Origin of the sequence: Actinomadura meridiana (genome assembly GCF_039537545.1) — a bacterium.
Taxonomy (GTDB): Bacteria; Actinomycetota; Actinomycetes; order Streptosporangiales; family Streptosporangiaceae; genus Spirillospora; species Spirillospora meridiana.
Window position 1 is genome coordinate 75,554 of the sequence record NZ_BAABAS010000007.1, and the last position, 26,057, is coordinate 101,610.

The 26,057-nt window shown below is 71.4% G+C and carries 24 protein-coding genes; 16 read left to right on the forward strand and 8 right to left on the reverse strand.

Features of this window, described 5'->3' with window-relative positions; all coding sequences use genetic code 11:
- The first annotated feature begins 782 nt into the window (after nt 1–782).
- From ABD808_RS18270 to ABD808_RS18310, 9 genes are all read left to right on the forward strand, one after another.
- Nucleotides 783–1,895 carry a DegT/DnrJ/EryC1/StrS family aminotransferase gene (locus tag ABD808_RS18270; RefSeq protein ID WP_344898154.1) on the forward strand — a complete coding sequence of 371 codons (1,113 nt, stop codon included), beginning with the start codon at nt 783–785 and terminating at the stop codon, nt 1,893–1,895.
- Nucleotides 1,892–2,908, forward strand: a complete 1,017-nt coding sequence (locus tag ABD808_RS18275; RefSeq protein WP_344898156.1) for a Gfo/Idh/MocA family protein — start codon at nt 1,892–1,894, stop codon at nt 2,906–2,908. The genes ABD808_RS18270 and ABD808_RS18275 overlap by 4 nt, the downstream gene beginning before the upstream one ends.
- Entirely contained in the window at nt 2,898–4,508 is a 1,611-nt protein-coding gene (locus ABD808_RS18280) for a glycosyltransferase family 2 protein (RefSeq protein ID WP_344898158.1), read from the forward strand. The genes ABD808_RS18275 and ABD808_RS18280 overlap by 11 nt, the downstream gene beginning before the upstream one ends.
- Nucleotides 4,509–4,511: 3 nt before the next feature.
- Nucleotides 4,512–5,819 (forward strand): nucleotide sugar dehydrogenase, encoded by a 1,308-nt coding sequence (locus ABD808_RS18285; RefSeq protein WP_344898159.1) that lies wholly within the window; start codon nt 4,512–4,514, stop codon nt 5,817–5,819.
- Between the two features lie 68 nt (nt 5,820–5,887).
- On the forward strand, nt 5,888–7,474 hold the full coding sequence (locus tag ABD808_RS18290) for a glycosyltransferase family 4 protein (protein WP_344898160.1): 1,587 nt from the start codon (nt 5,888–5,890) through the stop codon (nt 7,472–7,474).
- A 3-nt stretch (nt 7,475–7,477) separates the two neighbouring features.
- Nucleotides 7,478–8,698, forward strand: a complete 1,221-nt coding sequence (locus ABD808_RS18295; RefSeq protein ID WP_344898162.1) for a glycosyltransferase — start codon at nt 7,478–7,480, stop codon at nt 8,696–8,698.
- Nucleotides 8,695–9,234, forward strand: coding sequence for a hypothetical protein (locus ABD808_RS18300; RefSeq protein WP_344898165.1), 540 nt, complete (start codon nt 8,695–8,697; stop codon nt 9,232–9,234). The genes ABD808_RS18295 and ABD808_RS18300 overlap by 4 nt, the downstream gene beginning before the upstream one ends.
- Before the next feature lie 5 nt (nt 9,235–9,239).
- Entirely contained in the window at nt 9,240–10,733 is a 1,494-nt protein-coding gene (locus ABD808_RS18305) for a glycosyltransferase (protein WP_344898167.1), read from the forward strand.
- Nucleotides 10,730–11,302, forward strand: coding sequence for a hypothetical protein (locus ABD808_RS18310; protein WP_344898169.1), 573 nt, complete (start codon nt 10,730–10,732; stop codon nt 11,300–11,302). The genes ABD808_RS18305 and ABD808_RS18310 overlap by 4 nt, the downstream gene beginning before the upstream one ends.
- A 39-nt stretch (nt 11,303–11,341) precedes the next feature.
- Here the strand turns inward: ABD808_RS18310 and wecB are convergent, their stop codons facing one another.
- From wecB to ABD808_RS18340, 6 genes are all read right to left on the reverse strand, one after another.
- On the reverse strand, nt 11,342–12,439 hold the full coding sequence (gene wecB / locus ABD808_RS18315) for a non-hydrolyzing UDP-N-acetylglucosamine 2-epimerase (RefSeq protein ID WP_344898171.1): 1,098 nt from the start codon (nt 12,437–12,439) through the stop codon (nt 11,342–11,344).
- On the reverse strand, nt 12,436–13,053 hold the full coding sequence (locus tag ABD808_RS18320; RefSeq protein ID WP_344898173.1) for an acyltransferase: 618 nt from the start codon (nt 13,051–13,053) through the stop codon (nt 12,436–12,438). Before ABD808_RS18320 ends, wecB begins: the two co-directional genes overlap by 4 nt.
- A gap of 42 nt (nt 13,054–13,095) precedes the next feature.
- Nucleotides 13,096–15,078, reverse strand: coding sequence for a glycosyltransferase family 2 protein (locus ABD808_RS18325; protein ID WP_344898175.1), 1,983 nt, complete (start codon nt 15,076–15,078; stop codon nt 13,096–13,098).
- Between the two features lie 94 nt (nt 15,079–15,172).
- Entirely contained in the window at nt 15,173–16,978 is a 1,806-nt protein-coding gene (locus ABD808_RS18330) for a CDP-glycerol glycerophosphotransferase family protein (protein ID WP_344898177.1), read from the reverse strand.
- 103 nt (nt 16,979–17,081) lie between these two features.
- On the reverse strand, nt 17,082–18,548 hold the full coding sequence (locus ABD808_RS18335) for an SDR family NAD(P)-dependent oxidoreductase (RefSeq protein WP_344898179.1): 1,467 nt from the start codon (nt 18,546–18,548) through the stop codon (nt 17,082–17,084).
- Nucleotides 18,549–18,743: 195 nt separating this feature from the next.
- Nucleotides 18,744–19,886 carry an acyltransferase family protein gene (locus ABD808_RS18340; protein WP_344898181.1) on the reverse strand — a complete coding sequence of 381 codons (1,143 nt, stop codon included), beginning with the start codon at nt 19,884–19,886 and terminating at the stop codon, nt 18,744–18,746.
- A 184-nt stretch (nt 19,887–20,070) separates the two neighbouring features.
- On the opposite strand from ABD808_RS18340, the gene ABD808_RS18345 reads away from it, so the two are divergent.
- The 3 genes from ABD808_RS18345 to ABD808_RS18355 all read left to right on the forward strand — a co-directional run bounded on the left by ABD808_RS18345 (nt 20,071) and on the right by ABD808_RS18355 (nt 21,720).
- A complete protein-coding gene (locus ABD808_RS18345) occupies nt 20,071–20,475 on the forward strand; it encodes a PGPGW domain-containing protein (protein ID WP_344898183.1) in 405 nt (134 codons plus the stop codon).
- A 138-nt stretch (nt 20,476–20,613) separates the two neighbouring features.
- Entirely contained in the window at nt 20,614–21,033 is a 420-nt protein-coding gene (locus tag ABD808_RS18350; RefSeq protein WP_344898185.1) for a hypothetical protein, read from the forward strand.
- Between the two features lie 9 nt (nt 21,034–21,042).
- On the forward strand, nt 21,043–21,720 hold the full coding sequence (locus ABD808_RS18355) for a dienelactone hydrolase family protein (RefSeq protein ID WP_344898187.1): 678 nt from the start codon (nt 21,043–21,045) through the stop codon (nt 21,718–21,720).
- Here the strand turns inward: ABD808_RS18355 and ABD808_RS18360 are convergent.
- Entirely contained in the window at nt 21,717–22,970 is a 1,254-nt protein-coding gene (locus ABD808_RS18360) for an epoxide hydrolase family protein (RefSeq protein ID WP_344898189.1), read from the reverse strand. The genes ABD808_RS18355 and ABD808_RS18360 overlap by 4 nt on opposite strands.
- 175 nt (nt 22,971–23,145) lie before the next feature.
- Here ABD808_RS18360 and ABD808_RS18365 point away from each other — a divergent pair, with 175 nt between their 5' ends.
- Nucleotides 23,146–23,703, forward strand: coding sequence for a hypothetical protein (locus tag ABD808_RS18365; RefSeq protein ID WP_344898191.1), 558 nt, complete (start codon nt 23,146–23,148; stop codon nt 23,701–23,703).
- Here the strand turns inward: ABD808_RS18365 and ABD808_RS18370 are convergent.
- Nucleotides 23,590–24,291, reverse strand: coding sequence for a CGNR zinc finger domain-containing protein (locus ABD808_RS18370; RefSeq protein ID WP_344898193.1), 702 nt, complete (start codon nt 24,289–24,291; stop codon nt 23,590–23,592). The two genes, ABD808_RS18365 and ABD808_RS18370, sit on opposite strands and share 114 nt — an antisense overlap.
- A gap of 21 nt (nt 24,292–24,312) precedes the next feature.
- Here ABD808_RS18370 and ABD808_RS18375 point away from each other — a divergent pair, with 21 nt between their 5' ends.
- The 3 genes from ABD808_RS18375 to ABD808_RS18385 are packed head-to-tail and all read left to right on the forward strand — an operon-like array spanning nt 24,313 to nt 26,057.
- Nucleotides 24,313–24,765 carry a VOC family protein gene (locus tag ABD808_RS18375; RefSeq protein WP_344898195.1) on the forward strand — a complete coding sequence of 151 codons (453 nt, stop codon included), beginning with the start codon at nt 24,313–24,315 and terminating at the stop codon, nt 24,763–24,765.
- Nucleotides 24,766–24,814: 49 nt separating this feature from the next.
- The gene (locus ABD808_RS18380) at nt 24,815–25,537 is read left to right on the forward strand and encodes an SDR family NAD(P)-dependent oxidoreductase (RefSeq protein WP_344898197.1); all 723 of its coding nucleotides are present in this window, start codon (nt 24,815–24,817) and stop codon (nt 25,535–25,537) included.
- Nucleotides 25,527–26,057 carry a MarR family winged helix-turn-helix transcriptional regulator gene (locus ABD808_RS18385; protein WP_344898199.1) on the forward strand — a complete coding sequence of 177 codons (531 nt, stop codon included), beginning with the start codon at nt 25,527–25,529 and terminating at the stop codon, nt 26,055–26,057. Before ABD808_RS18380 ends, ABD808_RS18385 begins: the two co-directional genes overlap by 11 nt.

A 26,057-nucleotide genomic window follows, 5' to 3' on the forward strand; every position in this document is an offset into this window, starting at 1 on the left:
TCGGACCGGGGGGCGAGCAAAGGTTCGCCCCCGGGCGGAGACATCTGCCTTCTCAAGGCCGATATCGACCCGAGTGGCCCGAGATTAGGGCCGACCGATGGGCATCCAATGTTCAGCGCTCTTGTTACGCCGGACGGCGGCGCGACGGCGGCCACTGGTGAGTGACGCCGTCCTGCCCCCGTCCTCCGGATGAGCCAGGTTCTCGTGGGGCCCAGCCTGGCCGCGTTTCTCGACGGGGGCACGCACGAGCGCGTGGCCGGGGGCCGACGGCACCCTGCGCGCGGGTCCCGACGGAGATGGCTGGCTGGTCCATGCCACCCCCAGGCGCCGAACCGCCGCCGAGGCGGACTCGGCTGGCCCGAACTGCTGGACCTGACGGCGCCCGTATGTGCGTCGGGGTCCCGCTGCTGGCCGCAGGTCGGCCCATGACGGGCTCGGGGGCCTTCTCGCGGGGCCTGTCCGGGGTGCTGTTGGCGCATGCGCTCATGCCGTAGAGGCCGTGGGGGGCGCCGGTGGCGGCCCTGGCTGGGGCGCGGCATGATCTGTGCCACGTTCGTCAGTCGCCCGAAACGGTTTGTCCAACCGGAGATGAATCGTGACAACGTGGGTGTTCCGCCAGTCCTGGCGCGCGGCGGCATATGATCGACTAACGTCTTCGCAACGGTCTGACTTGGCTAGAATTCGTCCGTTAGGCGGGGGCTTCCGCGTTTGTGAGCATGATGTCGCGCTCCGTTTCCCGTGAGGAAGCCTGACGTTCACCGTTTTCGCTAAGGAGTCTGTGCATGCCCGTGGAATCCCAAGGGCTCGTCCCGGCGGCGAGTCCCGTGATCGGGGAGGCGGAGATCGAGGCCGCCGTGCGCGTGCTGCGCGGCGGACGGGTCGTCCAGGGGCCGGAGGTCGCCGCGTTCGAGGAGGAGTTCTCCGAGGTCGTGGCGGGCCGGCACTGCGTGGCGGTCAACTCGGGAACGTCGGCCCTGCATCTCAGCCTGCTCGCGCTCGACCTCGGACCCGGTGACGAGGTGATCGTCCCGTCGTTCACGTTCGCGGCCAGCGCCAACGCCGTCCGGCTGGTCGGCGCCGACCCGGTGTTCGTCGACATCGACCCCGCGACGTTCTGCCTCGATCCGGACGCCGTCGCCGCCGCGATCGGCCCGCGCACCGCCGCGATCATGCCGGTGCACCTGTACGGGCACCCGGCGGCCATGGACCGCATCGGGCCGCTCGCGGAGCGGCACGGGCTCGCCGTCGTCGAGGACGCCTGCCAGGCGCACGCCGCCGCCGTGGACGGGGTCCCGGCGGGCGCGCTCGGGACGGTCGGCTGCTTCAGCTTCTACCCGACGAAGAACATGCACGCCCTGGAGGGCGGCATGATCACGACGGCCGACGCGGAGACGGCGCGGACGCTGCGCCTGCTGCGCAACCAGGGCATGGAGCAGCGCTACGCCAACGAGATCGTCGGCGCCAACATGCGGCTCACCGACGTCGCCGCCGCCGTGGGCCGCGAGCAGCTCAAGCGGCTCGCGGAGTGGACCGAGCGCCGCATCGCCAACGCCCGGTTCCTGGACGCGAAGATCACCGGCGCGGTGACCCCGCCGGTCGCGGACGGCGCGCGGCACGTCTACCACCAGTACACCGTCCGCGTGCCCGACCGGGACGCCGTCGAGCGGCACCTGGTCGAGCGCGAGATCGGTTGCGCGGTCTACTACCCGACGCCCGTCCACCGGCTGCGGCCGTTCCTGAAGGACGGTGCGCCCGACCCCCGCTGGGACCTGCCGGAGACGGACCGGGCCGCGGCGGAGGTGCTGTCGCTGCCGGTGCACCCGAAGCTCACCGAGGACGACCTCGCGCGGGTCGCCGACGCCGTGAACGAGGCCGTGAACGAGGCGGGGTCGTGAGCGCGCCGCTGCGGGCGGGCCTGATCGGGCTCGGCGTGATGGGACGCAACCACGGCCGCGTCCTGGCCGGGCTGGACGGCGTCGAGCTCGTCGGCGTCGTCGACCCCGCCGGGCAACCGGAGCGCGCGCCGCACGGCGTCCCGCTGCTGGAGTCCCTGCCGGACCTGCTGGAGCTCGGCATCGACTACGCGGTGGTGGCCTGCCCGACCGCGCTGCACGAGGAGACCGGGCTGGCGCTGGCCGAGGCCGGGGTCAGCGCGCTGATCGAGAAGCCGCTCGCCGAGTCGGTGGCGGCGGCGGAACGGCTGGTCGCGGCGTTCGAGTCGCGCGGCCTGGTCGCCGGGGTCGGGCACATCGAGCGCTACAACCCGTCGCTCCAGAGCATGCGGACGCGGCTGGAGGCGGGCGAGCTGGGCGAGGTGTTCCAGGTGGTCACGCGCCGCCAGGGCCCGTTCCCGCACCGCATCGCCGACGTCGGCGTCGTCAAGGACCTCGCCACCCACGACATCGACCTGACCGCGTGGGTCACCGGCCAGGACTACGTGTCGATCACCGCGCACACCGTGGCGCGCAGCGGCCGTCCGCACGAGGACATGGTCGCCGCAGTCGGGCGTCTCGCCGACGGGTCCATGGTCAACCACCTGGTGAACTGGCTGAGCCCGCTGAAGGAGCGCACGACGGTCGTCACGGGCGAGCGCGGCTGTTTCGTCGCCGACACGCTCACCGCCGACCTGACGTTCTACGCCAACGGCGAGGTCAGCACCGAATGGGAGGCGCTGCGGGCGTTCCGCGGCGTCTCGGAGGGCGACATGATCCGTTACGCGATCCCGAAGCGGGAGCCGCTGCTGGTCGAGCACGAACGGTTCCGCGACGCGCTCAGGGACGGCGGCGGCGACATCGTGACGCTGCGCCAGGGCCTGCGGACGGTCGAGGTCTCGGCGGCGGTCCTGGAATCAGCGAAGCGCGGCGAAACAGTCTCGCTCCGGCCCTCAGGGGTGCTGGGTGCCGTCTGAGGCGGACGTCCCGGGGGGTGTGGGGGGTCGCCCCCCCACCGGGGAGCGGGATGGCGTCGACGTCACGGTCGTCGTCGCCGTGTACAACACGATGCCGTACCTGACCGACTGCCTGAACTCGCTGGTGAAGCAGAGCATCGGCGCGGAGCGCATGGAGGTCGTCGCGGTCGACGACGGCTCCACCGACGGCGGTGGCGCCGAACTCGACCGGTTCGCCGAGGAGTATCCCGGCATCGTGCGGGTGCTGCACCAGGCCAACTCGGGCGGCCCCGCCGTGCCAAGCAACCGCGCCCTGGACATCGCGTCCGGGCGCTACGTGTACTTCGTCGGCGCCGACGACCACCTCGGCCGGGAGGCCCTGGAACGGATGGTCGCGGCGGCCGACGAGTGGGGCTCGGACGTCCTGGTCGGCAGGATGAAGGGCGTCAACGGGCGCGAGGTCCAGCAGGACCTGTTCGCCGCGAACCAGCCCGAGGTCGACCTGTACGACTCGCCGCTCCCGTGGCTGCTGTCGAACTGCAAGCTGTTCCGCCGCGAACTGGTCGAACGGCACAAGCTCCGCTTCCCCGAGGACATGCGCATCGGCAGCGACCAGCCGTTCACGATCGAGGCGTGCGTCCGCGCCGAACGGATCTCGGTGCTGGCCGACTACACCTGCTACTACGCGCGGCTCCGCGACGACGGGGGCAACATCACCCAGGGCACCGTGGAGATCTACACCCGGCTGGAGTGCGCCGAGCGGCTGTTCGAGTTCGTCGCCGGGCTGCTGGAGCCGGGCCCCCAGCGGGACGCCATCGTCCACCGGCACGCCAAGTGGGAGCTGACCAAGCCGATCAGGGAGAGCCTGCTCGACCTCGACGACGCCGGGCGCCGCGACGTGTGCGACCGCGTGGGCGCCCTCGTCGACCGGTACGTGCCCGACCACGTGCTCGACCTGCTCCCCATCCGGCGGAAGGTCCGGCTGCGCCTGGCGCAGCGCGGCGAGGCGGACGCCCTGTGCGAGTCGATCCGCGCCGACGCCGCAGGCCAGGAGTACCCGGTCGTGCTGAAGGACGACCGCGTCTACTACGCCTACCACGGCTACGGCCAGGGCCTCCCCGACGACCTCTACGAGATCACCAAGGGCCTGCGCCGCCGCCTCACCGAGGCGTCCCGCGCGGTCGTCGCGGTGTTCGACGGCGACGCCCTGGCGATCACCGTCCAGACGCAGATCATCGGTCCCGACGCGGAGAAGGTCGGCCTCGCGCTGGCCGTGCGCGGACGTGACAAGCGCGTCCCCGTGACGGACGTCCACCGCACCCTCGGCGAGGACGGCGTGACCCTGACCGCGCGGATCCCGACGGCACGGCTGTTCGCGTCCGGCAAGGACAGACGGACTTTACGAGTCGTCGTCCGGGCGTCCGGCGAGACGCACGACGCCGCCGTACCGGCCGACCTGTCCGGCCCGTGCAAGGCGTTCGTCTGGCGCGGGGCCCGGCCCTTCCGGCTGTCGGTGCGGCGCGACGGGCGCGGCACCATGGCGATCGACACCCGCCCGTCCGTTCCGGTCCGGGCCGCCGCCAGGCGGCTCCGGCGCGCGACGTTCCCTGGAGGTAAGTAGCACATGCGGATCTGCGTGGTCGCGCTCGGCAAGATCGGTCTGCCGCTGGCGGTGCAGTTCGCCCGCAAGGGCCACCGAGTGATCGGCGCCGACGTGGACGAACGTGTCGTCGCCGACGTCAACGCCGGTCGCGAACCGTTCCCCGGCGAGGCGGATCTCGACGTCCACCTCGCGGAGGCGGTCCGGGAGGGTCTGCTGACGGCGACGACCGACACTCCGGCGGCCGTCGCCGAGTCCGACGCGGTCGTCGTGGTCGTCCCGCTGTTCGTGGACGAGGCGGGCACCCCCGACTTCGGCTGGATGGACGCCGCGACCCGCTCGATCGCGGCGGGCCTGCGTCCGGGGACCCTCGTCAGCTACGAGACGACGCTGCCGGTCGGCACCACCCGCGAGCGCTGGGCGCCGATGCTGGCCGAGGGTTCGGGCCTGACCTCGGGCACCGACTTCCACCTGGTGTTCAGCCCCGAACGGGTGCTGACCGGCCGGGTGTTCGCCGACCTGCGGCGCTACCCGAAGCTCGTCGGCGGCGTGGACGAGGCGTCCGCCCGGCACGGCGTGGAGTTCTACGAGCAGGTCCTCGACTTCGACGAGCGGCCCGACCTCGACCGTCCGAACGGCGTCTGGGACCTCGGTTCCGCCGAGGCCGCCGAACTCGCCAAGCTCGCCGAGACGACCTACCGCGACGTGAACATCGGCCTCGCCAACCAGTTCGCCCGCTACGCGGGTAGCGTCGGTGTGGACGTCATGAAGGTCATCGAGGCCTGCAACACGCAGCCGTTCAGCCACATCCACCGGCCGGGCATCGCCGTCGGCGGCCACTGCATCCCGGTCTATCCGCGGATGTACCTGTGGAACGACCCGGCCGCGACCGTCGTCGCCGCCGCCCGCGACGCCAACGTGGCCATGCCCGCCTACGCCGTCGGCCTCCTCGCCGGGACGTACGGTGACCTCACCGGCGCGCCCGTCCTCGTCCTCGGCGCCGCCTACCGGGGCGGCGTGAAGGAGACGGCGTTCTCCGGCGTCTTCCCCACGGTCGAGGCGCTGCGCGAGCGCGGGGCCGTCCCGTACGTCTCCGACCCGATGTACACGCCCGAGGAGCTGGAGGCGCTCGGCCTCCCCGCACACCGCGGCGAACCGGTGACCGCCGCGATCGTGCAGGCCGACCACGTCGAGTACCGCGACCTGACCCCCGACGCCCTCCCGGGCGTCAAGGCCATGGTGGACGGCCGCCGTATCACCGACCCCGCCCGCTGGGCCGGCGTCGCCCACACCGTCATCGGCGCACCCGACCAGGGCGGCACCACCCGCTGACCCCCCGCCGCACGCTCGACCGGCCTCGATCCCGGATGACCTCGTCAGAACCGAGTGGAGAAGACCGAATGCAGACCGAAGACGATGGCGGCCCCCAGGAGGGCGGTCCCGGCGAGGGGTGTGCCGCGGAGTCGCGCGGCCGTATCGTCATGCTCGTCGACAACGGCGTCAACGGAGACTCCCGGGTGCAGAAGGCGGCGGCCTCCATCGCCGCCGCGGGCTGGGAGGTGCACCTCGTCGGCTGCGTCCAGGCCCGCAGGAAGAAGCGCTGGACGCTGGGCGGGGCGAACGTCGTGCTCGTCCCGCAGCCGCCCCGCCATGTCGGGCCGAGGTTCAGCATCGTGCGGTCGACGCTCCGCCGCCCGCTCGCGTATCCGCACCCGGAGGTCGCGGCGTACCGGCGGCGGCTCGTCCAGAACCGGCGCGCCGACATCGCCGCGGCCCGGCTCGCGCCCGGCTTCGGCGGACCGGCGCGGACGGCCTGGCTGGCGGCACGGCGCGTCACGGCGAAGGCCCAGTGGTTCTGGGTCAGGCTGCGCGGGCGCCAGACGAAGTCCCTGGCCAAAGCCCGGCTGAACCGGAACTCCCCCCTGGAACGGTTCACCATCGCGTTCTGGCAGAAGCTTCTCGGCGACCGGTCCTGGCGCGTTCTCGACCGTGGTCTGTGGGACTGGGACAGCGCCTACCGCGGCACCATCGACAAGCTCGAACCGGACATCATCCATGCCAACGACTTCCGGATGCTCGGCGTCGGCGCTCGCGCCGTGCGGCGGGCGCGCGCCAAGGGGCGCGAGGTGAAGCTCGTGTGGGACGCGCACGAGTTCCTGCCGGGCATCCGCCCCTGGCATGACGAGGTGCGCTGGCATCCGGCCGTGTGCGCGTACGAACGCGAGTACGCGGGCGCGGCCGACGCGGTGGTGACCGTCTCCGAACCGCTCGGCGACATGCTCGTCGAGCACCACGGCCTCAGGCACAAGCCCGCCGTCGTGCTCAACGCCCCGATCATCGACGGTGAGCCGTCCAGCGGCGATCGCGTCCCGGACCTGCGGGAGCTGTGCGGCGTCGACCGGGACACGCCCGTCGCCGTCTACAGCGGCGGCTCCCCGCAGCACCGCGGCCTGATCATCATGATCGACACGCTGCCCCGGCTGCCCGGACTGCACGTCGCCCTGGTCGTGCCGAGGCCGGACGGCTCCGAGATGGCGCGGCTGCTGCGGCGCGCCGACGAACTCGGCGTCCGCGACCGGGTGCACATCCTGTCGTACGTGCCGTTCGACCATGTGGTCCCGTTCCTGTCGGCCGCCGACTTCGGGGTCATCCCGATCCACCACTGGCCGAACCACGAGATCGCGCTGATCACGAAGTTCTTCGAGTACTCGCACGCGCGGCTGCCGATCGTGGTCAGCGACGTCAAGGCCATGAGCGAGGTGGTGCGGGACACCGGGCAGGGCGAGGTGTTCCGGGCCGAGGACGAGGACGACTACGTGCGCGCGGTCGAGGCGGTGCTGACCGACCCGAAGCGGTACCGCGCCGTGTACGACGACCGGCCGGACCTGCTGCGCGCCTGGAGCTGGGAGGCGCAGGCCGAGATCCTGGACGGCGTCTACACCGAGCTGCTGCCCGCCGCCGCGAAGCCGGCTCCGGAGAAGGTCTAGGTGATGATGAGCGAAACCGCCGACAGGGACGTGGCCGTCCTCACGCCCTGGTACCCCTCTCCGCACCACAAGTTCTCGGGCGCCTTCGTCCAGGCGATGGTGGAGGCGATCGCGCCGGGCTGCGGCGACGTCACCCTCTACCACACCGACGGCTGGCGGCTGCGGGCACCGGAGGACGACCACGCGGCCGAGGACGCGCACCGGCGCCTCCTGCCGGAGCTGCTGCGTCCCGTTCCGACAGTTGGGGGCGCCTCGCTGGTGCGCGTCCCGATTCTGATGCGCGGGCGCACCTTCGGGTCACAGTCCGTCGAACACGCGAGGGGGCTCGGCTGGGCCCTGAACGGCGAGCCGATCCCGGCGAAGGTCGTGCACGCGCACGTCGGCCTGCGCGGCGGCTGGACGGCGCTGGAGAACGCCCGCCCGGACGCCCGCGTGTTCATCACCGAGCACGCCTCCTACCTGCACCAGGTCCTCGAACAGCCCGACTCGCGTGAACTGTACGAGCAGGTCCTCGACCGTTGCACGGGCCTGTTCGCCGTGACGGACGCGCTCCGCGAGCAGTTGGTGGAGGCGTTCCCGGCGCACGCGCACAAGATCGAGGTGATCTCCAACCCGATCTCGTTCGCCCAGACCCGTCCCCGGCCGGTCACCGAACTGCGCCGCTGGCTGTACGTCGGCAGCCTCATCGAGCGCAAGGGCGTCGACTGGCTGCTGGAGGCGTTCGCCAAGTGCCACGCCGAAGACCCCGAGCTGACGCTGACGATGGTCGGCGAGGGCAAGCTGGCCGAGCGGCTCGCGGAGCGGGCCACCGAACTCCAGGTCATGGACGCGGTGACGTTCCTGCCCTCCGTCCCGCCGGACGAGTGCACCCGGCTCATGCGTGAGCACGACCTCCTCGTGCACGCGGCCCGCTGGGAGACGTTCGGCGTGTCGATCATCGAGGCGGTGGCGGCGGGCCTGCCGCTGCTCGTCACCCGCTGCGGCGGCCCCGAACGCACCCTCGCCGGCATAGAGAGCGCCGTGGGGGAGATGATCGAGGTCAGGGAGGACGCGGACTCGATCATCGAGGGGTACCGGCGGCTGCGTGACCGGTTCCCGGACGACCTCGATCTGCCCGAGGCCAGGCGGGTGCTGGAGTCGCGGTTCGGCTACGGCACCGTGGCCGAGGCCCACTACCGGCACTGGTTCCCGGAGACGGGTGCGAACGGAGAGGGGGATTCGTGAACGTCCTTTTCCTCGCCATCGGCGGCTCCCGGCGGCACGTGATCGTGGCCGAGGCCCGGCAGGTCATCGACGCGGGCGGAACCGCGACCGTGCTCGTCGGCAAACCCGCCAAGTGGAACAACGACCCGCTGCCCGAGGGCGCCGACATGGTCGACTGGAGTGCGTTCGAACGCCGTTACCGGCCCGCCGCGGTACGGCTGCTGATCGACCGGATCCCGCTGTTCCTGATGCGCGTCTGCCTGCGCGGCCCGCTGAGCGGGTTCGGGCGGCGCCTCCAGTCGTTCTACCGGCGCCGCGTCGCCAACCCGATCCATCGCCGCCTCGGCCGCCTCTACCGGCGGAACCCCGCCGAGATCCGCGAGCGCGCCATGCGCCGTGACGTCCTCGCCCGGCGGCCGGTCGACCTCGTCGTCGTCGGTGACGCGGAGTCGATGGTCACCGCGTCCGAACTGCGGGACGTGTTCGTGGACTCGGGCGCCAGGCTCGCCTACTCCGTCGCTCACGAACTGTCTCCGGCCGGCCACGCTAAAGGATGAAGAGCATGGGCAACCGCCGTCCGCGCCTGCTGTATCTCGCCTTCTATTTCCCGCCGTCCAGGGCCAGCGGTGTCTACCGTCCCCGGGCGACGGCCAACCTGCTGGTCGAGAAGGGATGGGACGTCACCGTTTTCGCGGCGCCGCTGCCGTTCTTGCGCGACGCCATCGGCTCGTTCGACGAGAAGCTCCTCGACTCGGTCGATCCGCGGATCAATGTGGTGCGGCCGAACCTGAACCAGTTCATGTGGAAGCGGGACGTGCGCGACTTCAGCAGGTTCCGCGGGACGTTCCCGCACCTCGCGCACTGGATGTACAACTGGGGTCAGAAGCACGTCTTTCCCGAGAACTACTCGTCCTGGGCCCGTGCGAGCGTCCGGCGGGCGCTGCGCCTGCACGCCCGGAAGAGATTCGACGTCGTGCTGGCGACGGGGAATCCGTTCGCGTCGTTCGCGGCCGCCTACCTTTTCAACAGGCTGACCCGGACTCCCTACATTGTCGACAACCGCGACGCCTGGACACTCGACCTCTTCAGCGAGGAACCCGCGTTCGAGGACGGGCACCCGGCCTATTCCTGGGAACGGCGGGTGCTGAAATCGGCGTCCAACGCCGTCTTCGTCAACGAGGCGCTGCGGTCCTGGCACGCCGAGCGCTATCCGCGCGTGGCGGACCGGATGCTGGTCGTCCCGAACGGCTGGGACTCCGACACCCTCGTCGGCGCGCCCGAGCCGCCCGCGAAGATCCGCGACGGGCAGGAGGAGCGCCGCCCCCGTTTCTCCTACGTCGGCACGCTGACCGGCAAGCAGCCCATCGAAGCGATGATCGACGGATTCGGCCGCGCCCGCGAACACCCGGACCTCGCCGGTGCGCAACTCGACCTGCACGGGTATCTCGGCTTCTTCAAGGGAGCCGACGTCAACCTCCTCCACCGGCTCACGTCCCGTCCCGACGAACCGGCCGAAGCTGAACAGAGCGAGCAGGGCGAGCAGAACCAAGAGACCGAACAAGGCCAGGAAGCCGCGCAGAGCCAGGAAGCGGCGCCAGTCTCGCCGGACAAGCAGGAAACGGTGAGCGAGCAGGGCGGGCAGGATCTGGCGCCGGGAGTGAACTACTGCGGACCGGTGTCCAAGACCGAGCTGTTCGAGGTCTACCGGAACTCCGACGTGCTGGTGTTCCTGGCGGGCGGCGCGCGGTACGTCACCTCGGGGAAGATCTTCGAGTACATGGCGGCGGGACGTCCGATCGTGTCGGTCCACGCGTCCGGGTCGGCGGCGGAGGAGGTCCTGCGGGACTATCCGCTGTGGTTCAACCCGGGCGGGCTCGAACCGGAGGCCATCGCGGCCTCGATGGTCGAGGCCGCCAAGGCCGCGGCGGGGCTCGACCAGCGCCAGATCGCCGAGGCGTACGAGTACGCGAAGCGGTTCGAACGCACCGCGTCGCTTGAGCCGCTGGTGCGGCGGCTGAACGAACTGGCCGCTCGCAGAGGTGCCGACGTCGAATGACCGAGCTGGGAGACGAAGACGTGAACGACGGGGCTGCCCCCCGGGTGCTGATCCTGGTCCTCGACCCGAGGAGCCACAAGCGCAGCTTCAAGCGGGTCGACGGGTTGGCCAGGCACTTCCTGGACGAGGAGGGCGCCAACGTCGACGTGGTCACCGCCGAGCCGCGGGGCTGGGACCTGCTGGACGAGCGGGCGCGCCTGCACATGCTCGACAAGGCCGAGGCCAGGCATCCGCTGCCCTGGCTGGAGCGCACGGTCGTGAGCAGGGTGCCGAGGCTCCTCGTCCGGCCGCTGAAGCCGCTCGGACCCGTCGGCAGGTTTCTCGACCGCGCGCAGACCCGCGTGTCCGGGATCGTCCACAAGCGGGTGTTCCTGCGCTTCTACCGGCACGTCCGGCCGCTTCTGCTGATGCGGATCGTCCGGCGGTGCGTCGACCGCGACATCGACATGGCGGAGGTCCGCCGCGTCATCGTGATCGACTACACGTCGGTGCCGTTCGCGTGGCGGCTGGCCCGCCGGTACCCGGACCTCACCGTGACGACGCGGCAGGAGCGGACGCTCCAGCCCTAGACGGAAGGCCCGGCCTACCGGCGGGCGGAAGGATTCGGTCTACCGGCTCGCGCGTTCGGCGAGGATCGCCGCGACGGTCTCGGCCGCGTGCCCGTCACCGTACGGGGTGCCGCGCGGGGCGTCGGGCGCGGGCCGGGTCGCGGTCGCCGCCCAGCGGGCGGGGCCGAGGACGGCGGGGTCGGCGACCAGTTCGTTCCATCCCCCGGCCAGGGTCTCCGGCCATTCCGTCTCGGTCCGCAGCGTCGTGCACGGACGTTCGAGGAGGAACGCCTCCTTCTGTAGGCCGCCGGAGTCGGTGATCACTCCCTGCGAGCCGAGCACGGCCGCGACCAGGCCCGCGTAGGGCAGCGGACGGCCGACCCGGACGGCGCCGCGTCCCAGCTTGATGCCGTGCGTCTCGGCGCGGGCGACCAGCCGGGGGTGGGCCAGCAGCGCGACCTGGACGGGCAGGTCGGCGAGCGCGTCGGCGAGCGAGGCGAGCCGTGCCGCGTCGTCGGTGTTCTCCGCCCGGTGCACGGTGGCCACCAGGTAGGGCCGTTCGGGGTCGATCCCGTCGGGCAGGACGGGGGCGTCGACGCTCCCGGCGCGGACGGCGTCACGGACGCGGAGGCACACGTCCACCATCACGTCGCCCGTGCGGACGCTCCGTTCCGCGAGCCCCTCGGCGGCGAGGTGACGCATCGCCTCCTCCGTCGGGGCGAGGAGCAGGTCGGCGGCGTGGTCGGTGAGGACGCGGTTGTGCTCCTCCGGCATCCGGCGGTTGAACGAACGCAGTCCCGCCTCAAGATGCGCGACGGGCAGGTGCAGTTTCACGGCGGACACGGCGCCCGCGAGCGTCGAGTTCGTGTCCCCGTAGACGAGGACCCAGTCGGGGCGTTCACGTTCCAGGATCGGGTCGAGGGCCGCCATCACGGCGCCGGTCTGCACGCCGTGGCTGCCGGAGCCGACGCCGAGGTGCACGTCCGGGTCGGGGATGCCGAGGCCGGAGAAGAACACGTCCGACAGGTCGGCGTCGTAGTGCTGGCCCGTGTGCACGATGACGTGCCGCTGGCCCGCCGAGGCGAGGGCGGACGCGATGGGAGCGAGCTTCACCAACTGCGGGCGCGCGCCGACGACGCTGAGGACCTTCAGGCTCATGCTTCCCTCTCGATGAGGACCGTCTTCTCGGAATCGTTCTCGGCGGGTGTCTCGACGTAGCGGGCACCGGTGCGCGGGCACTCCCACGTTCCGTCCGGACCCTGCGTCAGGCGGGCCCCGGCGCGGCCGACCCAACCGAGGCGGCGGGCCGGGACGCCCGCGACCAGGGCGAAGTCGGGGACGTCGCGGGTCACGACGGCGCCCGCGGCGACCATCGCCCAGCGCCCGATCCGCACCGGCGCGACGCAGACGCTGCGGGCCCCGAGGGACGCGCCCTCGGCGACGTGCACACCGACCGCCTCCCAGTCGCCGCCGCGCTTCAGTTTGCCGTCCGGGTCGACGGAGCGGGGCTCGCGGTCGTTGGTGAGGACGACGGCGGGGCCGACGAACACGCCGTCCTCCAGGACGGCTGGCTCGTAGACGAGCGCGTGGTTCTGGAGCTTGACGTTGTCGCCGATCCGCACGCCCGCGCCGACGTACGCGCCGCGGCCCACGATGCAGTTCGCGCCGAGGGTCGCGTCCTCACGGACCTGGGCGAGATCCCACACGGTCGTCCCGTCACCGAGCCGCGCGGACGAGTCCACCTGCGCGCTCGGGAGGATACGGTGCGTCATTCGGTGCCTTCCTGGCGGATTCGATGGTCTGGCGTTCGACCATTATCGAGGGTCCGCGGACCGCCGTCGCGGAAGGCCCCGCACTCGCAGCAGCCTGCCCGCCCGCTGCCGCACCGGGTTGGTGACCACCGCCGCCAGCCACTTGTCGTCGAGCCGGACGCGCAGACGGCGCGGCGGCACCCACGACACCGTCACCGGCCCCAGCGCACCCGCCCCTTCACGAAGCCGCAGCCGGACGGGCTCGCCCACCCCGTCGACCTCCAGGAACCCCTTCCACCGCCCGGTGCGGGCACGTGCCACGGGCAGATCGGCCCGCAGGTGGGACGCCCCGTCCGGCTCCAGCACAGCGCGAATCTCGGCGCTCCCCTTACCAGGGTGGCAAAGGACGACGCTCATGATAGGCGCGGACCCGGCCCCGAAGACGGCCGGGGCAGCGATCCGCACCCGCAGCCGGTTCCCGGACTCCAGACTGGCCTCGGCGGCCGGGAAATCGGCGGGTTCCGGCTCGCCGCCCAGTTCCAGCACGAGATCGCCCCGACCGTGAACCGGCAGCGCCCGGACGAGCCGCGCGCCGCCCGCCGCACGGGCGTTGATCACGGTGGGGATCTCCATACCCGCAGGCTTGGTAAGGGTGACGGTCTGCTGGTACCCGCCGATGGCGACGTCCACGGCGACCGCCCAGAGACCGTCCGGCCACTCCTCGGACACCGGGCGCAGCCCGGCGGTGTAGGACGTCGCCATGCCCGCGTCGGTGAGCTCCGACAGACCGACCTCGCAGGCGACGCGACGCTGGACGCCGTCGCCGTCCGTGACGGTCAGGCTCAGCTCGGGCGTGCCCTCGTCCGTCCCGCGCACCGTGACGAGGCCGCTGATCTCCAGCACGCCGTCCGTCCACTCGGGACGGTTCAGGTTGTGCACGATCGTCGGCGGCGTCTCGACCTCGTAGCAGTCGTCCGGAATGGCCGCCTCCGCGTCCCGGAAGAACGGAAGCTTCTGGTAACTCCGCCCGTCCTCCAAATGGAGGCGCGGACGCCCGAACTCCTGGAAATGCCGGAGCACAGTATCGAGTTCTTCGGCGAAATCATTGAGCACACAATGAGCGGCCACGCGGTAAAGCGGCGGGAGATGCCCCCGCAGCCCCGGGGTGAGCCACCGCTCCAGCAGATCGCGGCAGGCCGCGTAGGTGATCTTGCGTTCGTCGTCGGGGGCGTCCACGAAGCGGCGTTGCAGCCGTCCGAACACCTCCTGGTCGAAGTACCGCCGGTGCAGTTGGTCGCGGACCTCGCCGGGCTCGGCGTACCGCGCGGTCAGCTCCAGCGCCTCGCTGGTGATCGCGTAGACGTCGGCGGCGCGGGCGCCACCGACCTGCGTGCTGCTCGTGCCGTCCTCACGGGCGGCCCAGTAGTAGCAGTCGTAGTCCGCGAGGATGGACACGCCCCGGGCGCGCAGGTGGGCGCCCGCGGTGAACAGCTGGTCCTCGTGCGACAGGAGGCCCTCGGTGAACCGCAACCCGGCGTCCTCGATCAGGGAACGGCGGAACAGCTGCAACGCGGCCATCGACATGCGCCAGAACAGGGTGGAGCCCGGTTCGAGGACGTGGGCGCGCTCGACCGTCTCGTCGAAGATCTGGGGCGTCCTGCGGCCGCCGGTCCCGACCTGCTTGCCGATGACGATGTCGGTGTCGTTGCGCTCCGCCATCGCGGTCATCCGCTCCAGCGCCTCCGGACCGAGCCGGTCGTCGGCGTCCAGGAAGAACACGAACGTGCCGGTCGCCAGCTCCAGGCCCCGGTTGCGCGGCGCGCCCGCACCCCCCGAGTTCGGCTGGTGGAGCACGGTCAGCCGGTCGTGGACGAGGGCCAGCTCGTCCAGCACCTCGCCGCTGCCGTCGGTCGAGCCGTCGTCGACGGCGATCACTTCGACCAGCTCGGGCGACAGCGACTGCTCGAACGCCGAGTCCACCGCCCGGGCCACCGTCTCCCGGCAGTTGTAGACCGCGGTGATCACACTGACCAACGGTTGCGTCATAATGCCTCAGCAGAGTCGTTCGAGTATCGACCGACACTCTAAGCGGGATCGAGTACCCACCGTGCCCGAAATGTACCTAGCCCGAGGAGAGGAACTAGGCGGGTTCGGCGGGAGCGGTTCGCCGTGGGTCGCCGTGGGTGTGGAGGGTTGAGCGGGGGCCTGCGGCGGCGAGGGTGTCGACGGCGGTGGCGAAGCGGGTCATGGCGTCCGGGTGTTCGGGGCCCAGCAGGTAGTCGCGGAGCCTGTGGCGCTCGTCGGCCAGGGGGTCGGCGCCGGGGGACGCGGCGACGGCGATGATGTCGGTCAGTTCGGCGCAGTCGGGGCCTAGCAGGTAGGCGGCGGACGCGGATGGGAAGTCCGTGCGGAACGTCACGTCGTTGGCGGCGTGCGGGTTGGTGACCACGTACGGCTTCAGGCTCGGCATGTAGTCGGAGATGACGCTGGAGATGTCGGTGATGAGCATGTCCGACTGGTTGAAGCAGTCGTGCAGGGACGCCTCGGCACCGGTGACGACCCGGTGCGCGCCGCCCGCCTGGTTGGCGGCCTCGATCATCGCGATCACCCGGTTGTGCGCCGCGTGCGCGGCGGCCATGCGGGTCCCGGTGTAGGGGTGCGGGCGGTAGATGACGCGGAGCCCGGCGCCCTGTTCCAGCAGCCTGCTGACGATCCTGTCGCCCATGGTGAGCAGGGAGCAGTAGCTGTGCTCGCTGTCCCAGCCCTCCCACGTCGGCGCGTACAGGACGGTCGGCACGTCGTTCCCGGTCGGCCCGGTGGTGATGCCCGTGAGCTGCGGGCGGCCGACCTCGATGATGGCCTCGTCGCGGACGCCCGCGTCGGAGTTGCGGTAGCGGTCGCGTCCGGCGGGGCCCGCGACCCACACCTCGTCGAAGACCTTGCTGACCGGGTTGGAGCTGGAGTCCTTGTCGCTGTCGCCGTGGCCGACGAAGACGTGCTTGATGTCCGGCTCGCGGAGCAGGTGCAGGTTCTTGCCGGTGTTCCCGGTGTAGAGCGCGACGCGGACGGTCGACCAGTCGAAGTTCATCATGTCCTCCGCCCGGCTGACGCACACGATCGGCAGCCGCGTGGGGGCGAGCGCGGCCACGACCTCCGGCGTCCGGACGAGCACCAGCGCCTTGCGGTCGAGGCGCTCCAGCGTCTCCAGCCACATGTTGGCCTGGTAGCAGTTCACGGCCATGCCGGTGAAGTACAGGACGACCTCGGGCCCGTAGCCGGCCACGCGGCGCTGCACGTCCTTCCCGACGCGCCTGCCGTTGAACAGGCGCCGCATCTGGCGCAGCTGGGGGATCTGCGCGGCGTAGGAGACCAGCGTGCCCGCCGCCGAGCCGAGCAGCCCGACGATCACCAGCGCGGGGACGTCGGCCAGCAGCCCGACGGCGCCGAGCGCGAGCGGCGGGAGGTCGGCGTACCCCTCGATCAGCGTCACGAGCCGCACGTGCCAGGCCGGTTCGGCCGGGGGGTGGGCGGGCTCGCCCGCACCGAGGTTGCGGGTGGCGTACGGGAGCGAGTTGGCGCGGCGCAGGACGGCCGAGCCGATCAGCGCCCCGGCGCGGAGCCCGTTGAGGAGGAAGAACCCGAGGGCGGCCGTCGCGACGGTCGCGTCGCCGACGCCCCCCGCCTCGACGAGCAGCAGCACGAACGAGCCCTGCCGGATCAGCACCCGCGCGGCCGCGCCCAGCTCGCCCAGGCGCAGCGGCCGGTCCGCGTCCTGGAAGTACCGGTAGACGAGCGGCTCGGCGACATAGGAGGCGACCGCGGCGCCGAGGAACCAGCCGGGCGCTCCCGCCACCGCCGCGAGGATCATCAGCGCGTGCGTGACGGGCAGGGGCAACACCGTGGAAAACCGCAGGAGCTTCGAGTACCGGGTGACGAGTCGCCGCACGGTACACCTCCATCTTGTCAGCGCGGCCCTGGGGCGGCGGCGAGGGGTCGGGGGCACCCGGGCCGGGGACGGCGGGTGCGCGAGGGGCGAGGGCGGGGCCCGGTCAGCCGGTGCGTGCGCCGGTGAGCGGGTCGTCGCGGCGGACGTCGATGACCTGGCCGGTGAGATCCGACAGCAGAACGTTCAGCGACGTTCGCGCTACCTGGTCGGCGCTGAGCAGCGTGTGCGGCGGCTCCTGCCCGAAGGCATTCGTCCGCATCGGGGTGCTCGTCCGTTCCGGGTTGATGCAGTTGATCCGCACGCCGTCGGACGACCACTCGTCCGCCAGCGCCTGCGTCAGGTTCACGGTGGCGGCCTTCGCCGACGAGTACAGGCTGTAGTCGGCGCGTCCGCGCGTGTAGGAGCTGGACGTGTACAGCAGCAGGTGCCCGCCGGTCTTGGCGAGGTAGGGGAACGCGGCGCGGGCGATGTGGATCGGCGCGAGGTAGTTGACCCGCAGCGCCTCCTCGATCGCCTCGGGCTCGATCGCGTCGAGCCTTCCGATCCGGAGGACGCCCGCCGTGTTGACGACGAAGTCGACCCGTCCGGTCGCCGAGTACGCCTGCGCGAGAGCGGCGGCGACGTCGTCGGGACGTTCGGCGTGCGTACGGGTCGCGCCCCGGCTGTAGCCGAAGACGCGGGCGCCGAACCGCTGGGCCAGCTTCGCGACGGCGGCGCCGATGCCCTTGCTCGCGCCGAACACGACGACGGTCTTGCCGGTGAGCGCCTCGGCGTACTGGTCCTCGGTCAGGTCGGGGGCGTCGGACGACGCGAGCTGGAAGAGCTTGTCCGCGACGAACATGTCGACCGGCTCGGTGACCTTCATGTTGTGCTCGTCACCGGGGACGACGTAGATCGGGGTGCCGGGCAGGTACCGCAGCACGACCGAGCAGTCGTCGGTGGCCTCGAACCCGTCGTCCCGCCAGGCCTTCTCGTAGGCGGCGCGGATGGTGGCGAGCCGGAAGCCCTGCGGGGTCTGGCCGCGGCGCAGGTTCGCGCGGCGCGGGACATCCACGATGACGTCCTCGTCCACCTGGATGATCGTGTCGGCGGACGGGATGGCGACGTCCACGGCGAGGTGCTCGCGGAGCGCGGTCACGCAGTCGCGGATGATGCGCTGCGACAGCAGCGGGCGCACCGCGTCGTGGAACAGCACGTTGGTGCTGTCGGCGGGGTGGTCGGCGAGCGCGTCGAGCGCGAGCTGCGTGGTGGCGTTGCGCGACGTCCCGCCGGGCAGGACGGCCGTGACCTTCGAGCAGCCGGCCTTCTTCACGCACTCCGCGGCGTCGTTGAGGAAGCCGGGGTTCATCAGGACGAGGATCTCGTCGATGTCGGGCGCCTCCTGGAAGACGCACAACGTGTGCTCCAGGATCGTCTTCCCGGCGATCTTGAGGAGCTGCTTGGGAGTACTGAGGCCCATTCGCTGCCCGCTGCCACCCGCAAGGATGACGGCAACGGTGCGCTGCTCGCCCTGCGGCGCCATGACCAATACGACCATCCTTTTCCGTTTGACGGTCGTATCGACCGCCATCGTGACACCCGCGCAGTCACCGGGTGAGATCCATGGGAGCGACGGGGCCGCGGCGCAGAGCAGGGCTATGGATGCACACGGGGATGAACTGCGGCTTAACTGTACCCGGTCTGTAGGATTATGTGACGGTTTCAGCGATCTTGCGGTTTGCCGTGATCTGCGCGTTACCGGCGAGAACGGTTGGTGACCGAAGAGTCACTGTTTGGTGAAAAGTCGCTGGATATCGGGCTCCACCGCCCACCGCGTCACCCGCCGGACCGGGCTCGTGCTCAACAGCGTCGCGACGACGCAGCACACCCCCGCGATGACGAGGACGCCCGGGATCGTGTCGAGCCACCCGGCCTCGTTCCACCCGGAGAACGTGAACGACCGGGTGAGGAACCCGTGCAACAGGTAGGTGTAGAGGGTCGCCGCGCCGAGGTCGGTGTACCAGGTCCGCCGGGACGGGACGACGGCCAGGAACGCCGCGATGAGCACCAGGCCCGCGAGCAGCAGCCCCATCCGCATCAGCGTGCCGGGCACCTCGCCGACGCCCATGTCGGCGTTGGAGTCCGTCCAGCGCACCCAGCGCGGGTCCATGTGCGGGTACGCGACGTACGTGGCGGCGAACCCGGCGACCAGGATCACGGCGCCCGCGATCCGCGCGGCGGGCCGCCGGACCAGCGCCAGCGTCTCCGGCCGCAGTGTGAGCCCGAGCACGTAGAACGGCATGAGCCCGAGGATCCGGTAGATGTCGAGCGTCCCGCCGAGGTCGCCCATGAACGCCAGCAGCGCCACCAGCACGGCCCCCGCCACCGGGAACCGCGCCCGCCGCCACACCGGCGTGAGCAGCCGCCAGACGAACAGGGCCAGCAGGAACCAGGTGATGTAGTACGGGTTCAGCAGCGCGATCTCGAACTTGCGGTCCCTGGCCGCCCAGGCGAACAGGCTGTACGCCGTCTGGAAGATCACATAGGGGGCCAGGGTGGCGCCGACCAGCTTGACGGCCCGGTCGTCGGTGAGCGTGAACCGCTTGGCCAGATAGCCGCTGATCATCACGAACACCGGCATGTGGAACATGTAGAAGAAGTAGTAGGCCGTGGCGGCCAGCGGGACGTCGCTGAGCCCCGCCATCCCGTGCCCGGTCGCGACGAGCAGGATCGCGACGAACTTCACGTTGTCCAGGTGCGGGTCGCGTCCCCGTGACGGTGCGCCGCCCGCCGCCCGCCGCGTCTCCGGCGGACGTCCGGACGAGGGCTCCGCCGTCCCCGGGCCCGTGCCGGACGCCGGACCCGTGCCGGACGCCGGACCCGTGCCGGACGCCGGGCCCGCGACGGACGTCTCGGGTGTCTGTGTCATCGACCTCTGATCCTGAGAGGGGCAACCCGGAGCATATAGGACCAAATTCGCCGCATTCCGTGAATCCGCCGGTCACCCCGGGCGGCGGTGGGCGCGCGACACGAGGCACCGCCGCCACCCCGGACGCCCGTCCAGGGCCGTTGTGGATCTACGCTTGGGGGCCGGATCGGACGGAGGGCGACCAATGGGGTACACGAGGCACGCCAAGCGCGGCGTGATGATCGTCGTCGGCGGCGCGGTGCTGCTGACCGGCGTCGCGCTGCTCGTCCTGCCGGGCCCGGGGCTGCTGCTCGTGCTCGCGGGCCTGCTCATCCTCGCCCGCGAGTTCCCGACCCTGGACCGCTACGTCGAACCCGTCCGCGAGCGCGCCGTCCAGGCCGCCGAGGACAGCGTGACCTCCTGGTGGCGCCTCACCGGCTCGATCCTCACCGGCCTGGCCCTCCTCGCCGCGGGCGTCGCCTGGGGCGTCGTCGAGGAACTCCCGCTCTCCGGCTGGAGCACGGGCTCCGGCCTCATCCTCTCGGGAATCATCCTCTTCGCCCTCCTCTACTGGAGCTACCGCCGAGTGAAATCCGCCCGCACCACCTGACGGCCGTTTTACGCCGCCATGAGACGCACGTGGCACACAGGGTTCCGCGCGAAACGGCCGTTCTGAACGGAACGAAATTATTTCGGGGATTCGTTCGGCGGATTTGATCCGTGGAGCGGGTACTCCCGTGCCATGGTCATGGGCATTGTTCTTCGTCTTCTTGTGGCCGGGGGGCTGGCGGCGGACGCCGTCGTCCATTGGCGGTTCGCGCCCGACATGGCGCCCGGGCCCCACACGCCGAGCGGGACCATCGCCGGTGACGACCTCTTTCGCGGACAGGCGGTCGCGGCCGCCGTGGCGGGTCTGCTCGTGCTCTTCTGGGCGCGCAGGTGGACCTATGCGATCGCGTTCGTGGTCGCGGCGAGCGCGGCCGGGGCCGTCCTGCTCTACTACTCCGTCGACTTCGGGCGGCTCGGGCCGATTCCCCGGATGTACGACCCGTCCTGGTACGCCGACAAGTCGATCAGCCTGGCGGGGGAACTCGTCGCCGCGCTCGCCTCGTTGGTCGGGTTCTTCACCGTCCACCGGTCCCGGAATGGCGGGCGGGAGGACGGGTAACCACGCGGTATGGACACCGCGCGAGTGACGATCGACCTCCCGGGCGCGGCGCTGCCGGGCGACCTCGCCCTGCCGGACGAACCGGGCGGCGTGGTCCTCTTCGCGCATGGCAGCGGGAGTTCCCGGCACAGCCCCCGCAACCGGGCCGTCGCCACCGGCCTCGCCGAGGCGGGCCTCGGCACACTGCTGTTCGACCTGTTCACGGCGGAGGAGGACGAACGGGACGCGCGCACCGCCGAGCTCCGCTTCGACATCGACCTGCTGACGCGGCGGCTCGTCGGCGCGATCGACTGGCTCGCCGCCGCGCCGGAGACGTCCGGATATCCGATCGGCCTGTTCGGGGCGAGCACCGGCGCCGCCGCCGCGCTGGCCGCCGCGGCGGAACGTCCAGGACGGGTCGGCGCCGTGGTGTCACGCGGCGGCCGCCCGGACCTCGCGGGCGACGCCCTGGGACGGGTCGCCGCGCCGGTGCTGCTGATCGTGGGCGCCCGCGACCCGCAGGTGCTGCGCCTGAACGAGGACGCGGCCGGACGCCTGTCTCTGGCGGCGGGCGGCGCCGTCCACCGCCTGGAGGTCGTGCCGAGAGCCACGCACCTTTTCGAGGAACCCGGCGCGCTGGAACAGGTCACGATGTTGGCCGTGGGCTGGTTCGACCGTTACCTGACGCAGCACGCCGCCGTTCCCTAACGCAGGGGGCGGAACGTCCGGCGGAGGTCGTCGACCCATTCGCCGGGGATCTCCCACGGAATGAAATGGCCGCCGTGGTCGTGCGCCGTGAGATTCGTGTGGTTGTACCAGGCGGCGCGGTCGCTGTCGATGAAATCGCGGACGCGCTCGTCTGCGGTGCTCACTCCCGGCGGGTTCTCGTAGCCGACGAAGGTGATTCCGGTGGGCGCCTCGATGACGGGCCACCGGTCGTGCGACGGCGTCCACGGATAGCGGTTGTTGTTGGCGTACGTCCGGATCGACGTGCCGATCGAGTTCGTCACCCAGAAGATCATCGCGTGGGTGAGCAGGTCGTCCTTGCCGAACACCGACTCGATGTCGCCGCCGTCGTCGCTCCAGCTCGCCCACCGCCGCAGGATCCAGGCGAGCATCCCGGCGGGGGAGTCGGACAGCCCGTAGGCGAGGGTGCTCGGGTCCAGCATGTGCGCGGTGAGGTGGACGGCGAACCGTTTCTCCAGCTCGACGATCCGGGCGTGCACGTCGGCGGGCAGCCCGTCCGGGATGGGCCGGCCACGGCTGATGTCCCAGGCCCGGTCGCCGTTGAAGAAGTCGAGCCGCAGGCCGGAGCCGATGTGGATGCCGTACAGCTCGTCCGCGTACTTGTGCCCGAGCTGCCCGGTGACGAGGGCGCCGACGTCGCATCCGGCGGCGGCGTACTTCTCATGGCCGAGGACGCGGGTCATGAGAACGTGCCACAGGTCGGCGACCTTCCAGTAGTTCATGTCCGGGTTGTTCGGCAGCGGCCCGGAGAACCCGAACCCGGGGAACGACGGGACGATCACGTCGAAGGCGTCGGCCGGGTCGCCGCCGTGCGCGCCCGGGTCCGCCAGCGGGTCGATGACCTTGGACCAGTGCCAGAACGTCCAGGGCCACCCGTGCGTGAGGACCAGCGGCACCGGCGCGGGCCCCTTGCCCGCCCTGCGCATGAAGTGCACCGGCACGCCGTCGACCTCGACGCGGTGCTGCTCGTAGGCGTTGATCGCGGCCTCGGCCTTGCGCCAGTCGTACGCCGTCCGCCAGTAGTCGACGAGTTCCTGGAGGTAGGCGCGGCTCACGCCGTAGAACCAGTCGTCGTTGCCGACGTCGTCCGGCCAGCGGGTCGAGTCGAGCCGCGCGAGCAGATCGGTGAGCACGGCGTCGGGCACGCGGATCGGCCAGTGGCTCGTCGTCGGCTTCTGGCCTGGGCGTTCGGCGGAAGACATGATCGTCATCCTGGCATCCCCGCCGGATTCGCGCCCGCCTCGGGTACCGCGCCCGGCGTAGCCGCGGGACGGTGGCGTGCGCCGGTCGTCGTACCCCCGGTGTAGCCGCGCGGCGGACGGCATCCGCGCTGCGAGCCGGGATCGTCGTTGGTGCTGTTTCCAGTGCCGAGAAGGACGTGACGACATGGCAGTGCGCGAGGCGAACCCCGTACCGAGATCCAGGGAGGGGGACGGCTGGTTCCGGCTCGGACGCCGCTGGCGCAGGACGGTCCTGGTCATCCACATCGTGTCGGCCGGCGCGTGGATCGGGATCGACGTGATGGTCGCGATCCTGGTGCTGACCGGCAGGTTCGGCACCACCGACGAGGTGCGCGGCCTCGCCTACCAGGCGCTCGCGACCTTCGTGGTGTGGCCGATGCTGGTCAGCGGCCTCCTCTGCCTGGTCACCGGCCTGGCACTGGGCCTCGGCACCCGCTGGGGCCTGCTGCGCTACTGGTGGGTGCTCGTCAAGCTGACGCTCAACCTCGTCCTGTGCACGCTCATCCTGGTGGCGCTCCAGCCCGGGATGGACGAGGTCGGCGACTACGGCCGTGACCTGGCGAACGGCGCGTCCGAACCGGCCGTCATCTCAGACCTGGTCTTCCCGCCCGCCGTCTCGTTGACGGCGCTGACGCTGGCGACCGTCCTCGCGGTCGCCAAGCCCTGGGGTCGAATCCGCCGCGTCCGCCGCACTCGCCGATGACTGCCGCGCCCGTATGGCCCGCACCTTGTGCAAATTGCCGCAGTGCTCCATGGAGCACCACCGGCGACGTCCGGGCCGGGACGTGTCGACGTACACGAGCTGGCAGTTGTCGGCGGCGCAGGCGCGGATCCGATGCGCGAACGGCCCGGTCAGCAACTCGACGGCGTCCCGCGCGACGGTCGCCAACAACTGCGTGCCGCTGGAGACCCCGGCCCACGCCCGCTCCCCGTCCACCCCGACAGCCGGAGCCAGCGCGGGCCGAGCGGCCACCGCATTGATGACGTCCAACTCCTTGCCCGGATACGGCTCCCCGCGCAAGTGCACGAGCACAACCCCGAACAGAGCGTCCCGCAACCTCCGCGCCTCACTGACCTCCGCGTCGCTGACCTCCAACTCCGGCGTCGGCTCCAACCGGGACCGCTCCGCCCACGCCACAAGATCAGCAGGCTGGTGCAGAACCTCGTAGTGCCGGTACACCCCCGGCCCGCCGGTGGTCAGCAGCTCCAGGCACAACGCCCCGGGATCGAACCGGTAGGTGGCACCGGAACGAGCACGCAGCACCAACCCTCTGCTTGCGGTGGAGGCCATGTAACCAATATAACGGGTTACATGGCACTGGGATGGAAACTCGTCATAGACAGCGCGAACGCGCCCACGCTCGCCGACTTCTGGGCCGAGGCCCTCGGCTACGAGGTGGAGGATCCGAGTGCGCTCATCGAACAACTGCTCGCCGCGGGCCACCTCCCCGACCAGGCGGTCATCGAACATCGAGGCCGCAAGAACTTCCGCGGCTTCGCCGCGATCCGCCACCCCGACGACCCGTTCGACGCGACCAGCGGCGTGGGCAAGGGCCGCCGCCTCCTCTTCCAGGACGTCCCCGAACCCAAGACCGTGAAGAACCGCCTGCACATCGACGTCCACAGCGACCCCGGCGGCCTGGACGACCTGGTCTCCCGCCTGGAAACCCTCGGCGCGACCCGCGTCAACGAGGTCAACAAGGGCCCGGCGGGCCACTGGTGGGTAATGCGCGACCCCGAAGGCAACGAATTCTGCGCCGCCTGACCTCGGTCCGGGGGTTATGCTGACTTTAGGTCTAAAGTTAGGGGTCGGCGTGGCGCGGACGGTTGTGGTCAGTGGTGGGGGGACCGGCATCGGGAAGGCGGTGGCGGCGCGGTTCGCGGCGGATGGTGAGCGGGTCGTGGTGATCGGACGCCGTGCCGAGCCGTTGGAGGCGGCGGCCAAGGAGATCGGCGGGACGGCGATCCAGGCCGATCTGAGTGATCCGGGTGAGGTCGAGCGCGTGCGCGGGGAGCTGGCCGAGCGTTTTGGGACGGTCGACGTGCTCGTCAACAACGCCGGTGGCAACGTCGAACGGCATGGCGTGAGCGGGGGCGTCGCGGAGCGGTGGACGGGCAACTTTCGGGCCAACGTCCTGACGGCGGTGCTGCCGACCGAGGCGCTTCGCGATCTGCTGAACCCGTCCGGACGGGTCGTGTTCATCTCGTCGGTCGCGGCGTATCGCGGTTCGGGCGGCACCTCGTACGGGCCGATGAAGGCGGCTCTGCACCCGTACGCCTTCGATCTGGCCGCCGCGCTCGGGCCGCGTGGCATCACGGTGAACGTGGTCGCGCCCGGACTGATCCAGGACACCGAGTTCTTCGGCGCCACCCTCGACGACGAACGCCGCGCGCTGCTCGTCGCGCAGACCCACACTGGCCGGGCCGGGACGCCGCAGGACGTCGCCGAGACCGTGCACTGGCTCGCCTCGCCGGGCAGCGGGCATGTCACGGCGCAGATCGTCCAGGTGAACGGCGGCGCCGAGCGTGGGCGCTGAGCCGCCGCGCGACGGCGCCGACGCCATCCAGGACGCCTGGCGGCGCGAGCTGCCGGGCGTCTCGGTGGAGTCGATCGGGGTCATCACCCGGATCTGGTGGGCCGCCAAGGTCTTCGGCGACGAGCGCCGCCGCCGTCTCGCGCGCCTGGGCGTGGACGTCGCCACCCTGGACCTGCTGTCCACGCTGCGGCGTTCCGGCCCGCCGTACCGGATGAGCCCGGGCGAGCTGGCCGACGCCTGCATGGTGACGCGCGGCGCGATCACCCAGCGCGTGGAGCGGGCGGCCGCGTCGGGCCTGGTCGAACGGACCACCGCCGGGACGGGCTACCACGCCCGCGCGGTCACCCTCACCGCCACGGGCAACGACCTGCTCGATCGCGTTGTCGCCGATCTGCTCGCGGCCGAGGACGACCTCATCGCGCATCTCGCCCCGGAACGCCGCGAGCAACTGGCCGACCTGCTCCGGGAACTGCTGGCCGGGCTCGGCGGCCCCGCCCCGTCCGGCCAGGTCGGCGACTGA